This window comes from Methylobacterium sp. GC_Met_3, from assembly GCF_026540775.1.
In the GTDB taxonomy this organism is placed as follows: domain Bacteria; phylum Pseudomonadota; class Alphaproteobacteria; order Rhizobiales; family Beijerinckiaceae; genus Methylobacterium.
This window is the reverse complement of sequence record NZ_JALNUL010000001.1, coordinates 620,244-633,842: the sequence shown is the minus strand read 5'-3', so window position 1 is coordinate 633,842 and position 13,599 is coordinate 620,244. Positions and strand designations below refer to the sequence as shown.

At 71.7% G+C, this 13,599-nt stretch carries 13 protein-coding genes; 6 read left to right on the top strand and 7 right to left on the bottom strand.

Annotated elements, in window-relative coordinates:
• Positions 1-29 precede the first annotated feature (29 nt).
• A complete protein-coding gene (locus OXS27_RS03080) occupies positions 30-458 on the top strand; it encodes an acyl-CoA thioesterase (RefSeq protein WP_267354221.1) in 429 nt (142 codons plus the stop codon).
• Positions 459-622: 164 nt separating this feature from the next.
• Positions 623-1,756 (top strand): carboxylate-amine ligase, encoded by a 1,134-nt coding sequence (locus tag OXS27_RS03075; protein ID WP_267354219.1) that lies wholly within the window; start codon positions 623-625, stop codon positions 1,754-1,756.
• Between the two features lie 48 nt (positions 1,757-1,804).
• Here OXS27_RS03075 and OXS27_RS03070 read toward each other — a convergent pair whose 3' ends face one another.
• The 4 genes from OXS27_RS03070 to OXS27_RS03055 all read right to left on the bottom strand — a co-directional run bounded on the left by OXS27_RS03070 (position 1,805) and on the right by OXS27_RS03055 (position 6,992).
• The gene (locus OXS27_RS03070; RefSeq protein WP_267354218.1) at positions 1,805-3,130 is read right to left on the bottom strand and encodes an O-antigen ligase; all 1,326 of its coding nucleotides are present in this window, start codon (positions 3,128-3,130) and stop codon (positions 1,805-1,807) included.
• A gap of 316 nt (positions 3,131-3,446) precedes the next feature.
• Complete coding sequence (locus OXS27_RS03065) at positions 3,447-4,349, bottom strand: alpha/beta hydrolase (RefSeq protein ID WP_267354217.1); 903 nt, start codon at positions 4,347-4,349, stop codon at positions 3,447-3,449.
• 83 nt (positions 4,350-4,432) lie between these two features.
• On the bottom strand, positions 4,433-5,350 hold the full coding sequence (locus tag OXS27_RS03060; protein WP_267354215.1) for a lytic transglycosylase domain-containing protein: 918 nt from the start codon (positions 5,348-5,350) through the stop codon (positions 4,433-4,435).
• Positions 5,351-5,600: 250 nt separating this feature from the next.
• A complete protein-coding gene (locus OXS27_RS03055) occupies positions 5,601-6,992 on the bottom strand; it encodes a CoA transferase (protein ID WP_267354213.1) in 1,392 nt (463 codons plus the stop codon).
• A gap of 93 nt (positions 6,993-7,085) precedes the next feature.
• On the opposite strand from OXS27_RS03055, the gene OXS27_RS03050 reads away from it, so the two are divergent.
• The 4 genes from OXS27_RS03050 to OXS27_RS03035 are packed head-to-tail and all read left to right on the top strand — an operon-like array spanning position 7,086 to position 11,437.
• Positions 7,086-8,723, top strand: a complete 1,638-nt coding sequence (locus tag OXS27_RS03050) for an ABC transporter ATP-binding protein (protein WP_267354211.1) — start codon at positions 7,086-7,088, stop codon at positions 8,721-8,723.
• Between the two features lie 2 nt (positions 8,724-8,725).
• The gene (locus OXS27_RS03045) at positions 8,726-9,946 is read left to right on the top strand and encodes a phosphopentomutase (RefSeq protein ID WP_267354209.1); all 1,221 of its coding nucleotides are present in this window, start codon (positions 8,726-8,728) and stop codon (positions 9,944-9,946) included.
• A 9-nt stretch (positions 9,947-9,955) separates the two neighbouring features.
• Positions 9,956-10,147, top strand: a complete 192-nt coding sequence (locus tag OXS27_RS03040; protein WP_243925231.1) for a DUF1192 domain-containing protein — start codon at positions 9,956-9,958, stop codon at positions 10,145-10,147.
• A 3-nt stretch (positions 10,148-10,150) separates the two neighbouring features.
• Positions 10,151-11,437 carry a leucine-rich repeat-containing protein kinase family protein gene (locus OXS27_RS03035; RefSeq protein ID WP_267354207.1) on the top strand — a complete coding sequence of 429 codons (1,287 nt, stop codon included), beginning with the start codon at positions 10,151-10,153 and terminating at the stop codon, positions 11,435-11,437.
• 37 nt (positions 11,438-11,474) lie between these two features.
• Here the strand turns inward: OXS27_RS03035 and OXS27_RS03030 are convergent, their stop codons facing one another.
• The 3 genes from OXS27_RS03030 to OXS27_RS03020 all read right to left on the bottom strand — a co-directional run bounded on the left by OXS27_RS03030 (position 11,475) and on the right by OXS27_RS03020 (position 13,590).
• Complete coding sequence (locus OXS27_RS03030) at positions 11,475-12,074, bottom strand: cysteine hydrolase family protein (RefSeq protein WP_267354205.1); 600 nt, start codon at positions 12,072-12,074, stop codon at positions 11,475-11,477.
• 131 nt (positions 12,075-12,205) lie between these two features.
• On the bottom strand, positions 12,206-13,075 hold the full coding sequence (locus OXS27_RS03025; protein ID WP_267354203.1) for a hypothetical protein: 870 nt from the start codon (positions 13,073-13,075) through the stop codon (positions 12,206-12,208).
• Positions 13,072-13,590, bottom strand: coding sequence for a DUF6468 domain-containing protein (locus OXS27_RS03020; protein WP_267354201.1), 519 nt, complete (start codon positions 13,588-13,590; stop codon positions 13,072-13,074). The genes OXS27_RS03025 and OXS27_RS03020 overlap by 4 nt, the downstream gene beginning before the upstream one ends.
• Between the last annotated feature and the right edge of the window lie 9 nt (positions 13,591-13,599).

Below are 13,599 nucleotides of genomic sequence, written 5' to 3'. Positions count from 1 at the left end.
CCAGTCATAGGCGGGAACTCTTCCGGACCATGACAGAGGCGCAGAGCGCGGGCGACCGGGCGGAGGCCCAGCCGACGGATCGCGGGCCGCCGGTGATCCGCACCATCGCGATGCCGGTCGACACCAACCCGGCCGGCGACATCTTCGGCGGCTGGCTGATGGCCCAGATGGATCTGGCCGCCGGCAATGTCGCCGCGCGGCGCTCGCGTGGGCGCTGCGCCACCATCGCGGTTGACGCGATCACCTTCCATCACCCGGTCTTCGTGGGCGACGAGGTCAGCCTCTACGCGTGGCTCGTCCAGGTCGGGCGCTCGTCCCTGCGCATCCAGGTCGAGGTCTGGCGGCGCGAGCGGGCCAGCGAGGCGACCATGAAGGTGACGGAGGCGACCTTCACCTTCGTGGCGATCGGCGACGACCGCCGCCCGCGGCCGGTGCCGCCGGAGGTGGTGGGGCGCTGAGCCTGGCAGCAGAGCCGTCGGCGGCATCCCCGGCCCGATCCGCGGATCGCCTCTTACCCACGTTGGCCCGGATCGCGCATGATGTCGATCAGTTCGGCTTTCGCAGCGCTGCCGGTTCGGCGCGCGTGGCCGGCGGCCGCACGTCCAGGGATCGGAACCACACGATGGCGCAGCGGTCGGGACACGACTTCAAGTTCGGCATCGAGGAGGAGTTCTTCCTGGCCAGCGCCCGTTCGCGGGGCGCGCCGCGCGCGTCGATCCAAGGTTTCCACGACGCGGCCAAACGTCTGGGTTCGGTCGAGCGGGAACTCCTCGAAAACGAGGTGGAGATCTGTTCGAAGCCGACGGCGAACGTCGACGAGGCACGGGCGGCGCTCGGCGACCTGCGCGACAAGCTCCAAGCGACCGCCCGCGCGCACGGGCTCAAGCTGTTCGCCGCCGGCACGCACCCCACCGCGATCTGGTCGATCCAGAAGGAGACGGACAAGCCGCGCTACCGCGGGATGATGGACGACCTTCAGATCACCGGGCGACGCTCCGTGGTCGCCGGCATGCACGTCCATGTCGAGGTGCCGCGCCCCGAGAAGCGGGTCGACATCATGCGGCGGATCTATCCGTTCCTGCCGCTGCTGCTGGCCCTCTCGACGTCCTCGCCGTTCTATGACCGCCGTCGCACCGGCCTGCACGGCTACCGGTTGCGGGCCTACGCCGAGTTGCCGCGCACCGGCCTCCCCGAGCTGTTCGACGACGACGCCGATTACGCCCGGTATGTCCGGATCATGACCACAGCGGGTGCCGTGCCCGATCCGACGTACTTCTGGTGGCACATCCGTCCATCGATCCGATACCCGACCCTGGAGCTGCGCGTCGCCGACAGCTGCACGCGGCTGGACGACACCCTGACCGTCGCCCAGCTCTATCGCTGCCTCGTCCGTCTGCTCGACCGGCGCCCGGACATCCACGCCGGCCTGACCGGCGCCTCGCGCGGGTTCGTGATGGAGAACCTGTGGCGGGCCGAACGCGACGGCACGGGCGCGTCGCTGATCGACGAGACGGCCGAGCGCGCCGTCTCCGTCACCGAAGCCCTGGACGCACTGCTGGACCTGATCGCCGAGGACGCGGCCGCGCTGGGCTGCACGGCACAGGTGGCGCACGCCACCGTGATCGCCCGAAACGGCTCGAGCGCAGCCGGCCAGCTCGCCGCCTACACCACCGCCCGCGACGGCGGCGCCAGCGAGGGCGGGGCGTTGAAAGTGGTCATCGATTGGCTTGCACGGGAGACGGCGCCCCTGGGCTGACCGATTGATTGAGAGCGGTGAACGGGTCGCGACAGGGCCGTATTTTCCTCACCCCGCCGCCAGCGGGTAGCGCGTCCGCAGGCGCAGGCCGAACACCGCCATCATGAAGAGGCAGCAGGTGGCGTTGTTGCCGTTCCACAGCACCGTCTCGAACGAGGCCGAGACCAGCCCGAGGAACCACAGCCGCAGGAACAGCATCGTCTCCGCGTCGAGCCGGGCGCCGCCGGCCACGCGCTGCAGATCGCGCATCGGCGCGAGCACGAAGGCCGCCACGGTCAGCACGAGGAAGGGCAGGCCGCCGATCAGCGCCGTGTCGAGATAGGCGTTGTGGGCGTGATCGACGGTGTTGACCCAGGTCACCTCTTCGGAGCCGCCATACATGGTCCGCTCGGTCATCCAGAACGCGCCGATCCCCCAGCCGCGCCAGGGGCGGATCAGGATATTGTCGATGGCGAACTGCCAGATCTCGCTGCGGCCGGTGAAGGTCGCGTCGGTCAGCAGCGACCCGACCGCCTCCTGGATCGGCGGCACCAGCACCGAGCCGATCGAGACCAGCGAGAACCCGACCACCGGGCCCAGCAGCAGGAGGCGCCGGGCGAACCCGCCCGTCAACACCTGACAGAGACCCGTGACGCCGAGGATCACCGGCAGCAGCAGGATGGCGGTCTTGGAGCCGCTCGCCAGCAGGAACCCGCCCGCCAGCAGCACGATGGCCCAGCCGAGGAACCGGTTGGCGGCCGTGGCGACGTAGAGGCCGACGATCACCAGGATCACCATGGCGGCGCCAGCTTCGTTCTTCTGCGGGAAGATCCCACGCCAGAGGCCCGGATGGCTCGGATCGGAATTGACGTCGAAGGCCGAATGGATGGCGAGGCTCGGCACGAAGGCGACCGCCAGATAGGACGAGAGCACGATCACCAGCGCCGCCCCGGCAAGGCTCAGGGCGAGCTGCCGCGGCGACCGGGCGACGATCAGAACCCCCGCCGAGAGCATCGCGGCGATCACGAACAGCGCCAGCCGACGCAGCGACAGGCTCGGCTCGATGGACAGCAGCGTCGTCAGGCCGAGCCAGACGGCACAGAGCACGAGCGGCCGGGTCATCAGCGGTTGGAGGTGCCGGACGCCGATCCGACGGATCGCCAGCGCCATGGCGGTGCCGGCGGAGAGGAACAGCACCTGGGTCAGCAGGCTCCCGTCCTCGGAGGCCGCCAGGATCGACCGGTCGGACAGGTCCTTCAGCCAGACGTGGTTCCAGAGCAGGACGAAGACCGCCCCGTTGAGGAGCACGCGCACAACGTCCGGCACGTCGCGGCCTGTGAGGCCGCGCTGCCGTCCGTCAGCCGGGATGCCAATTGCCGCGTCCGCAGAAGCCATGTCGTCCCACCGCTGAACCTGCGACCCGTCAGGTCCCACCAAGCGGCCGGGTCGTCCCACCCATCCCCTCATCCGGAGGTGCCCGCCGCCTCGGCGGGCCTCGAAGAAGGGCTCCAGCCAGCCGCGCGATTCCTGGAGGGCTTCTTCGAGGCCTTCGCTGCGCTTTGGCACCTCAGGATGAGGGGATTGGGTTGGACGCTCGTCGCTCCCGTCGTCGGCCGCAAACTCATCTTAGGCCCGCTTGCGCCCCGGGCGATGGCAAATCAAAAGTTGCGCCCAGAGATCGCGCGATAACCTTGACGAAGGCCTGCCGCCCTCAGCGCCGCATCGTGTACTGCGTCCGACCGGCGGATTGGCGCATCAGGAACGCCGCCATCTCGGCGAGTTCCGGCGCCTTGGAGCGGAAGGTCACCGACAGGGCGAGCAGCGTGTCCTTGTGGTCGAGGCCGGGATAGATCCGCTCCTGCACCGGCACGTGCTCGGCGCGCAGGCGGGCGGCGAGGCTCACCGTGTGCCGAGGCTTCACCACCGTGTCGGCTTCGCCGGTCGCCAGGAAGGCGGGGGGCGAGAGCGGGCCGACGAAGCTGCCCGGCTGGGTCGCGGCCAGATCGGGCGCCTTGCCGAACACCTTGGTCGTGGTGTCCTGATCGAGCGGCAGGAAGTCGTAGGGGCCCGACAGGCCCGCCACCGCCTTGATCGCCTTGGGATCGACGCCCGCCGCCATCACGTAGCGCGGGTCGAGGCCGAGCATCAGGGCGTTGTAGGCGCCGGCCGAATGGCCCGCCAACACGATCCGGCGCGGGTCGCCGCCATAGGCCGCGATGTTGTCGCGCACCCAGGCCAGTGCCGCCGCCCCGTCATCCAGGAAGCCCGGGAAGGCGGTCTCCGGATAGAGCCGGTAGTCGGGCAGCACCGTGACGAAGCCCTGGGCGGCGAGCGCATGACCGACGAAGGCGTAATCGTCCTTCGCGCCGCTCTGCCAGGAGCCGCCGTAGAAGAACACCAGCACCGGAGCGTTCTCGGCGCCCGCCGTGGGGACGTAGACGTCGAGGCGCCGCCGGGGGCCTTCGCCGAAGGCCTGATCCTTCGCGGCGAGGCGCCCGCCGGGGTCGCGCGGGCCGATCGCGTCGAACAGGGCGAGCGGCGAGGCGGCGTTGAGGCCAAACGCCGCGAGTCCGAGGCAGAGCAGGCTGGCCAGCGCGGTGAGGAGTCGTGTCATATCCCGTCCGGTTGTCGCGACCGGCGCATACGGCACCGCTCTCGGGGCGGATTGATGACGCTCGCGCGGCGAAGCGCGAAAAATCAGGTCCGCAGCACGAAGCAGGCGCCGCCGACCTTCCGGATGCGGCCGCACAGGTCGTCGGCGGCCTGTCGGCTCTGCGCCGGGATGCGGATCCGGTAGAAAGCCCGCGTGCCGCGGTTGCGCAGCCGCGTCCCGATGATCATCGGCCGCACCTCGCCGATCACGCCCGCATAGGTGCTCCGCGCCCGGTTGAAACTCTGAAGCGCCAGTGACTTGGAGAAATTGCCGGCGAGCTGGATGCCCCAGGGCGCGGCCGGGCCCTCGTTGGCGCCCAACGCGAAGCGGTCGCCGCGGGACGGGATGCGCAGGCTGGCGGTGACCTGCAGGCAGGTCTGCGGCGCCTCCGGCTTGGCCGCCCTGGCGTCCTTCGTCTCAGGCTTTTCCGGCGCGCCGCCCTCCGGGTACTCGATCGCCTTGCCAGGGCCGGTCCGCCACGCGTCGGCCGGGACGCCCGTGATGGCGGCCACGTAGGCGCGGGTTTCCTCGGGCAGGCCGCCATCGCCCGCGAGCCACTTGCTCACCCGGCCGGCACCGCCGTTATAGGCCGCCGCCGCGAGGCCGAGATTGCCGAACTGGGTCTTCAGGTCCGCCAGCAAGTGGGCGGCGTGCGGGATCGCCTGCTCGGGGTCGAACGGGTCGAGGAGGCCGCGCTCCCGCGCCGTACCGGGCATGAACTGGGCGACACCCTGCGCCCCGGCCCGGCTGACGACGCCCACGCGAAAACTGCTCTCGCGCCAGATCAGCCGCGTCAGGAACGGCACCGGCAGGCTGCGGGCCTTCGCGGATTCGTCGATCAGGCGGCACAGCGCCTGCTCCACGGTCTCGGTCGCCCCCTCGGAGGGGACGGCCCGAGCCGGGTGCGCCGCAACGCAGAGGAGGGTGAGGAGGGCGCCGAGGCGCAGGCGTGCGATAGTCACACCGGCGTTGTAGCGACCTTCGGTTGCGGATCAATTGATGCTGGTGGCCGCATGGGGCTCTGAAATGTAGTCCAGTCGAGCCGCTACGTAGCTTTTTCTTATGCTGGCTCCCGGATCGGGTTCCGCTACGCTCCACCCGTCCGGGACAGGGTGCGGCGAGGGATGAGGCGCGACGCTCTTTCCCGGGCGCATGCAGCGTCAGCGGAATGCGTCCCGGGACCCAGCACGAGACGCGCGCGAAGCGGCTCCATCAGGTCGCCACGCCGTCGGCTGACCAGGTCGGCGCATCGTCCCCAAGGCGGCGCGCCGCCCGCGCCCAGCGCATCGGGACGCCGGGTATCTCCACCGGCGGCCGCAGCCGCCGCGCCGGCCCCCACGACGTCGCCTCAATCACAGGCGCGAGATCCTCCGGCGCGACGGCTCGGCAGGGGGGTTCGGGCTCAGCCGAACCGGCCTCGACGAGCAGCGCCGCCGTGCGGGCGAGGGAGAGCCGCGCCACGCCGCCGGACCCATCGGCGAGCCGGCGCGCCAGCAGCCGCAGAGCCGCTGCGGCCATCATGTAGCCGGTCGCGTGGTCAAGGGCCTGGACCGGCAGCGGCACCGGCTTGGCGGCCTGCTGCCACTCCTGCCCAGCCTGCGCGATGCCGGTGCTCATCTGCACGAGGCTGTCGAAGCCGCGCCGCCCGGCCCAGGGGCCGGTCCAACCGTAGGCGTCGAGGCAGACCTCCACGAGACCCGGCGCGAGGGATCGCCGAGCCTCCGCCCCGTATCCGAGGCCGTCCAGGGCTCCGGGCCGGTAGCCGTGGACCAGCACGTCCGCCCCCGCGAGCAGCGCCTCGAAGGTCCCCCGGTCGGCGTCGCGGCGCAGGTCGAGTCGGGCACAGGTCTTGCCGAGCGTCATCTCCGGCTCGATGGGGGCTTCGTTCCAGCCGGGCGGGTCGATCCGCAGCACATCCGCCCCGAAACCCGCAAGAAAACGCGTCGCCACCGGCCCGGCGATCACCCGCGTCAGGTCGAGCACGCGCAGGCCGGCGAGCGGACGCCCGGGCTGGGGTGTCCAAAGAGATCTAGACGGCGATCCGGATCGTCCGACGCCCGGGTCCACATGCACCAGCGGCTCGGTCGTCACCGCGCGGCCCTGCGGATGCGCCGCCCAGTCGGCGAGCCCGCGCATCTCGGCGGCACACCCGCCCTCGGCCAGGATCGCGGCCTCCAGCTCGGCCTTGGCCCAGCCCGACACCGCCCGCGCCATGCCGGCGCGATCAACTTGCGGACCAAGCACGCGCTCGGCCGCCGCCCGGTGGTGGGGCGCGTTGGTGTGGAGCCGGATCCAGCCGTCCCGGGTCTCGTAGTCGCCCGCGACCGGATCCCAGGGGTCGGGCACGCGCCAGCCCTCGGGCTCCAGCGACCGCGCGAACCAGAACGACGCGAGACGCCGGTCCACGGTGACCGCACCGGTCAGCCCCGCGACCTCCGCGAGCGCCAGCGCGGCCGCCCCGACCGAGCCGGCCGCCAGATCGCTCACCGCGAAGGCGGAGGGCAGGGCGCCGGTCCCGGTGACATGCAGCGTGTCGAGGGCGCCGGGCGGTCCGTCGAGCGCCTGCCAGATCCGGGCCGCGAAAGCGTGGGCGCCATCCGTCATCGCGATCTCCCGCGCGATCCGCCTGGGCCGGGCGGACCTTCTTCGCAGCAGGATAGACTAGGGCCGCCGGCCCGGCGCGCTATAAGGAGCCGCATGACGTTGGATGAATCCCAGCCGCTCCTCGCCGTCGAGGACCTGTCCGTCGCCTTCCGCTCGCGGGAGGGCGAGACCCGGGCGGTCGACGGCATCGGCTTCACCATCCGGCGCGGCGAGACGCTGGCGCTCGTCGGCGAATCGGGCTCCGGCAAGTCCGTGACGGCGCTGGCGATCCTGCGGCTGCTCGACGGGGCCGCGCGCCAGGGCGGGCGGATCCTGTTCAAGGGCCGCGACCTCACGAGCCTGCCGGAACGCGCGATGCGCGATGTCCGCGGCGCCGACATCACCATGGTTTTCCAAGAGCCCATGACCTCGCTCAACCCGCTCCACACGATCGAGCGGCAGATCGGCGAGGTGCTGGGCCTCCACCGCGGGCTCACCGGCAAGGCGGCCAAGCGCCGGATCCTCGAACTCCTCGATCTCGTGGGCCTACGCGACGCGGAAAGCCGGATGGGCGCCTATCCGCACGAACTCTCCGGCGGTCAGCGCCAGCGGGTGATGATCGCCATGGCGCTAGCCTGCGAGCCGGACCTGCTCGTCGCCGACGAGCCGACCACGGCTTTGGATGTCACCGTCCAGGCGCAGATCCTGGCGCTGCTCGCCGACCTGCAGAAGCGGCTCGGCATGGCGATGCTGTTCATCACCCACGATCTCGGCATCGTCGAGCGGATCGCCGACCGGGTCTGCGTGATGCTGAAGGGCAAGATCGTGGAGGCCGGCGAGACCAGGGCGGTGTTCGCCAACCCGCAGCACGCCTACACCCAGCGCCTGATCGCCTCCGAGCCGAAGGGCCGCGCCAACCCGATCCCGCCCGATGCCGCGCCGCTGCTCGAAGCCGGGCCGCTCAAGGTCTGGTTCCCCCTGAAGGCGGGCCTGCTCCGGCGGGTCGTCGGCCACGTCAAGGCGGTGGACGGGGTCTCGCTCAAGGTCCGTGCCGGAGAGACCGTGGGGGTCGTGGGCGAATCCGGCTCCGGCAAGACCACGCTCGGCCTCGCCCTGCTGCGGCTGACCGCCTCTGAAGGGCCGATCGTGTTCCTGGGCCAGACCGTCGATGGCTTCTCCGTTGCGCAGATGCGGCCCTTGCGAAAAGACATGCAGGTGGTCTTCCAGGACCCCTACGGCTCACTCTCGCCGCGCATGTCGGTGGCCGATATCGTGGCCGAGGGGCTGGTGGTGCAGGGCGCCGTGCGCTCGCGGGCCGAGCGCCGGGCCGTGGTCTCGAAGGCGCTCACCGATGTCGGGCTCGACCCGGCCGCCATGGACCGCTACCCGCACGAATTCTCCGGCGGCCAGCGCCAGCGCATCGCCATCGCCCGGGCGATCGTGCTGAACCCGCGCTTCGTCGTGCTCGACGAGCCAACCTCGGCGCTGGACCGCTCGGTCCAGGCGCAGATCGTGACGCTGCTGCGCGACCTCCAGCGGGAGCGTGGCCTCGCCTACCTGTTCATCAGCCACGACCTGAAGGTGGTGCGGGCGCTCGCCAACTACGTGATGGTGATGCAGAACGGCCGCGTGGTCGAGGAAGGCCCCGCCGAGACGATCTTCTCCGATCCGCAGACCGCCTACACCCGGGCCCTGTTCAAGGCCGCCTTCGCGCTCGACAGCGACGCGCCGACCGAGCTGGAGCCCGCCTGACCGTGCCCCGTGCGCTGCTCATCGTCCTCGATTCCGTCGGGATCGGCGGCGCGCCGGATGCCGAAGCCTACGGCGATGCCGGCTCCGACACGCTCGGCCACATCGCGGAAGCCTGCGCGGCCGGACGCGGCGACCGGGCGGGGCTCCGCACCGGACCGCTGCACCTGCCGCACCTCGCCGCCCTCGGGTTCGGGCTGGCCGCCGCCGGCGCCTCGGGCCGGATCCCGCCCGGTCTTGCACCCGTGGGTGTGCTCGAAGGCACCTACGGGCATGCCGTGGAGACGGCCGCCGGCAAGGACACGCCGTCGGGCCATTGGGAGATCACCGGCCTGCCCCTGCTGGAGCCCTGGGGACACTTTCCCGAGACGCGGCCGGCCTTCCCGCCCGAACTCACCCAGGCGCTGATCGCGGAGGGTGGCCTGCCCGGCATCCTGGGGGATCGCCACGCGGCGGGCGTCGCCATCATCGACGAACTCGGCGCCGAGCATGTCCGGACCGGCCGGCCGATCTGCTACACCTCGGCCGACAGCGTCTTTCAGATCGCCGCCCACGAGGAGGCCTTTGGTCTGGAGCGGCTCTACGACCTTTGTCGGCTCGCACGGCGCCTGTGCGACCCCTACCGGGTCTGCCGGGTGATCGCCCGGCCCTTCGTGGGCTCGGCGGGGGCGGGCTTCCGCCGCACCGGCAACCGCAAGGATTTCGCGGTTGAGCCTCCGGGGGTCACGCTGCTCGACCGGGCCGAGGCGGCGGGCCGCGCCGTGGTGAGCGTCGGCAAGATCGGCGACATCTTCGCCCACCGGGCCACCGGCCGGGAGCTCAAGCCGGGGCCGAACGCCGCCTGCCTCACGGCGGGGCTCGACGCCCTGAAGGATCTGCCGGACGGCGGCCTGATCTTCGTCAACCTCGTGGATTTCGACACCGAGCACGGCCACCGCCGGGACGTGCCGGGCTACGCCGCCGAACTCGAAGCGTTCGATGCCCGGGTCTTCGAGATCAGGACGGCACTCCGGCCCGGCGATCTCGCGCTCATCACCGCCGATCACGGCAACGACCCGACCTGGGCCGGAACCGACCACACCCGCGAGCAGGTGCCGGTCCTGGCCTTCGGCCCCGGCGTGGCCGGCCGCTCCATCGGCCGGCGGGACAGCCTTGCGGATATCGGCGCCACGGTGGCGGCCCATCTCGGCCTGCCCTGGGACGGCGCCGGAACACCCTTCCTGTAGGAGGACACGATGCGGGACGACGACGACCGGCCGCGCAAGGCCGTCGCGCACGAGATCGGCCAGCCGCTGGATACCCTGTCGCTGGCGGATCTCGACGAACGCGTCGCGCTCCTGCGGGCGGAGATCGCCCGGATCGAGGCGGCACGGGCAGCCAAGCAAGCGGCGCAGGGGGCGGCCGACGCCTTCTTCAAGCGGAGCTGAGGCGTGGACCGGACCCAAACGCTCGCTTCCCTGCGACGTGGCGACCTCGTTGGCGCGCGTGAATTGCGCCTGCCGGACGGGCTGACGGAGGTGCCTCCGGAGGTCTTCGCGCTGGCCGACACGCTGGAGGTGCTGGACCTCGGCCGCGGCAGCCTGACCGACCTGCCGGCGGATCTCGGGCGGCTGCACCGGATGCGGGTGCTGTTCGCCTCGGGCAACCCGTTCGAACGCCTGCCGCCGGTGCTGGGCGATTGCCCGAGCTTGAGCCAGCTCGGCTTCCGTGGCTGCGGCATCCGCGAAGTGCCGGCCGAGGCGCTGCCGCGCGACCTGCGCTGGCTCATTCTCACCGACAATCGGATCGAGACCCTGCCGACGGCGCTCGGGGAACGGCCGCGCCTGCAAAAACTGATGCTGGCCGGCAACCGGCTCTCGACGCTGCTGGACAGCCTGTCGGCAGCCGACAACCTCGAATTGATCCGGCTCGCCTGCAACCGGCTCGACGTGCTGCCGCCCTGGCTGACGCGCCTGCCGCGCCTTGCCTGGATCGCCTATGCGGGCAACCCCGCCGAGCCCGTGACGGAACCGACCCCGGCGGCGCGGGTGCCGTGGGCGGAACTGGAGGTCGGTGAGCTCTTGGGAGAGGGGGCCTCGGGCCGGGTCCACCGGGCGGTCTGGCGCGGGCAGGCCGTGGCGCTGAAGCTGTTCAAAGGCGCGATGACGAGCGACGGCCTGCCCGCGCGCGAGATGGAAGCCTGCCTCGCCGCCGGCACGCATCCGGGGCTGACCGGGGCGCTCGGCCGGCTCGACGGCCATCCCGGTGGGGCCGAGGGGCTTCTGCTCCGGCTTCTCCCAGCGGATTGGCGCGTGCTGGCCGGGCCGCCGAGCCTCGCGAGCTGCAGCCGCGACGTCTACGCTCCGGATCTCAAGCTCGATCCGGAGCGGGCCCTGCGGATCGCGCGATCCGTTGCGGCGGCGGCGGCCCACCTGCACGGGCGCGGCCTGCTCCATGGCGATCTCTACGCGCACAACACGCTCTGGGAGGCCGGAACCGGCGCGGCCGTGCTCAGCGATTTCGGCGCCGCCTCGGCGCTGCCGGCCGGGCCAGACGGCGCGGCGCTGACGCGGATCGAGGCGCGGGCCATGGGGATCCTGCTCAGCGAGCTGCTCGACCGCTGCGATGCGCCGCCCGCGGAGTTGCGATCTCTGGAACGGAGCTGCACGCAGCCCGACCCGGCCCTGCGGCCTACCCTGCAGGAGGTGGCTGCCGCGCTGGCGCGGATAGCGAGCTGAGCCCCGCCGCCGCCCTTCGGATCTCGGCCCGATAGCCTCAGTCCGGAATATCGGCTTGCCGGGGTGTCACCACGGCGAACAGGTCGCCGAGGGCGGCAAGGCTCGCCGCCTGGAGCTGGGCGGCGGGCACCACAGAGCCGTCCGGCCCGGGCAAGTCCCGCGTCGCCGTTGTGGAGGCCACGACGGTCGGGCGGAAGCCGAGGTTGAAGGCGCTGCGGGCGGTGGAATTCACGCACATATGCGTCATGAAGCCGGCTAGGACGATGTCCTTCACGCCCGCCGCCTCCAACCGCGCCTGGAGATCCGTACCCACGAAGGAACTCGGATAAGCCTTGGTGATCACCGGCTCGTCGCCCTGCGGCGCCACCTCCGGGCTGATCTGGCCGATCGGTGCGGTGACGTCGTAGGGCGAGCCCGGCCCGGCATCGTGGCGGATGTGGAAGACCGGGATACCGGCCGCGCGCGCCCGGGCCAGCAGATCCGCCGCCTCGCGGATCGCGGGCTCGACGCCGTCGAGGCGCATGATGCCCTCGCGGTAGGTCTGCTGCAGATCGATGAGCACGAGCGCCGAGCCCTTCAGGGCAGGGGGCTCCGGGCTGAGGCCCGACAGGCCGCGCAGGGTTGCGAGTTCGGACATTCGGGATCTCCCAGGGCGGCGCTCAAGAAGCGCGGCGGCCAGCGCGATGACGCCGGATGCTATACCGCGCCGGCGGATCGGCACCACCGGTCAAAGGTGTACCGCGGGCTCTGTCGGCGCGACGCGTGATGCTACCGCCCCGGTACCCCCGGATCGATCGCCGGCAATTCGCCCGCCGGGAGTCCGGCGCCGGCCTGGGCCTGCGCGCCGCCGGTGCCGCGGGCGCAATTGGCCAGCGCCACGGTCAGGCGCTCGGCGGTCTCGGGCTGCATCACGGCCAGTACCTCGGCCATCTTGCGCGGGTTCATCGCCAGCACGATCGGCACCAGCACGTCGTGGCCCAGCCGGTCGAACACCCGTGCGGCGTCCTTGGGCTTCATGGACTCGTACATCGTGACGATGTTCTTGAGCCCCTGCTTCTCGGCATCCTCCTTCGCCTTGGCGACCGTTTCAACTTTGTCCTCGGCCTTCTTGAGATCACCGAGGCCGGTTTCAAGCTTCCGCTCGGCTTCACCCAGCATTTTCTCGCGCAGATCCAGCTCGTCGCTCTTCTCGCGCAGGGCGTCGCGCCGGGCACCGAGCTTTTCCAGAAGCACGCGCTCTGTGGGCGAGGCCGGGCCCTGTGCGGCGGGCGGCGCCTCCGGGGGCTTCTCGACTGGCTTTTCGGCGGGAGCGGCCTTCTCCTCCTTGCCGCCCACCGAGCCCGTGGTGACGGGGTCGGGGACGTCGAAACCGGTGCGGGCGCGGGCCACCGCCCGTCCGTAATCCGGCAGCGCGCCGCTCTCCGGAAGGCCGACCTGGATCAGGCTGAGCAGCTTGAGGACGAGGAGCCCCGCCGCCGCCAGCGCCACGGCATCGACGAGGCGCAGCCGCCTCGTCGATGCCGGCTTGGCGCGCACCGGCTTGGGGGGCGCGCTCCGCAGCGCCGTGCCGGCGCGGCGAATCTTCGCCTCGGGATCCGGCTTCGGCGGCGGGATCTTCGGAGCTTTGACTCCAGTCACGCGGCGCGCGCCCGGACGCGGGCGAGCGCGCGCTCACTCATGGCCAGTGCTGCCGCGGCGGCGGCCCCGAGCCGCTCCCCGTTCGGGCTCGACGGCTCGGGTCGACGCAGAGGCTGAACCTCGGGCTCGGTCACGACCTGCGGGGGAGGGACAGGCACATGCGCGGGCTCCGGCCGGGCCGGCACCGCGCGCATCTGCGCCACGATAGCGCCGATGCGGGTCACCACCGTCTCGCCGGCCTCGACCTGCAGCTTCAGCTCGGCGGATCGGGCAGCCGCGGAATCCAGGCTGGCATTGAGGGTGCGGTCGGCATCGTCGATGGCGGCGCGCAGGCCCGCGATGGCGCGCTCGGCCGAGCTGGTCGCCACCATCAGGTCGCCGATGGTCTGGCGCAGGGCCGCCTCGTCGCCCTTGAGCTGACCGATCCGGCGCGACAGCCGCAGGGAGGTGACGATTGTTGCCGCCAACAGAACCGCCACCAGGATGTCGGCGGCGAGGGTGACGAAGAGACTCATGACGGCACC

What these genes read in the sequence shown, in the direction of transcription:
- OXS27_RS03055 (WP_267354213.1), bottom strand. Translation starts at nt 6,992, where the DNA reads ATGACGGATGGCGCCCACGCTTTCGCGGCCCGGATCTGGCAGGCGCTC.
- OXS27_RS03020 (WP_267354201.1), bottom strand. Translation starts at nt 13,590, where the DNA reads ATGAGTCTCTTCGTCACCCTCGCCGCCGACATCCTGGTGGCGGTTCTG.
- OXS27_RS03030 (WP_267354205.1), bottom strand. Translation starts at nt 12,074, where the DNA reads ATGTCCGAACTCGCAACCCTGCGCGGCCTGTCGGGCCTCAGCCCGGAG.
- OXS27_RS03075 (WP_267354219.1), top strand. Translation starts at nt 623, where the DNA reads ATGGCGCAGCGGTCGGGACACGACTTCAAGTTCGGCATCGAGGAGGAG.
- OXS27_RS03040 (WP_243925231.1), top strand. Translation starts at nt 9,956, where the DNA reads ATGCGGGACGACGACGACCGGCCGCGCAAGGCCGTCGCGCACGAGATC.
- OXS27_RS03080 (WP_267354221.1), top strand. Translation starts at nt 30, where the DNA reads ATGACAGAGGCGCAGAGCGCGGGCGACCGGGCGGAGGCCCAGCCGACG.
- OXS27_RS03070 (WP_267354218.1), bottom strand. Translation starts at nt 3,130, where the DNA reads ATGGCTTCTGCGGACGCGGCAATTGGCATCCCGGCTGACGGACGGCAG.
- OXS27_RS03065 (WP_267354217.1), bottom strand. Translation starts at nt 4,349, where the DNA reads ATGACACGACTCCTCACCGCGCTGGCCAGCCTGCTCTGCCTCGGACTC.
- OXS27_RS03050 (WP_267354211.1), top strand. Translation starts at nt 7,086, where the DNA reads ATGACGTTGGATGAATCCCAGCCGCTCCTCGCCGTCGAGGACCTGTCC.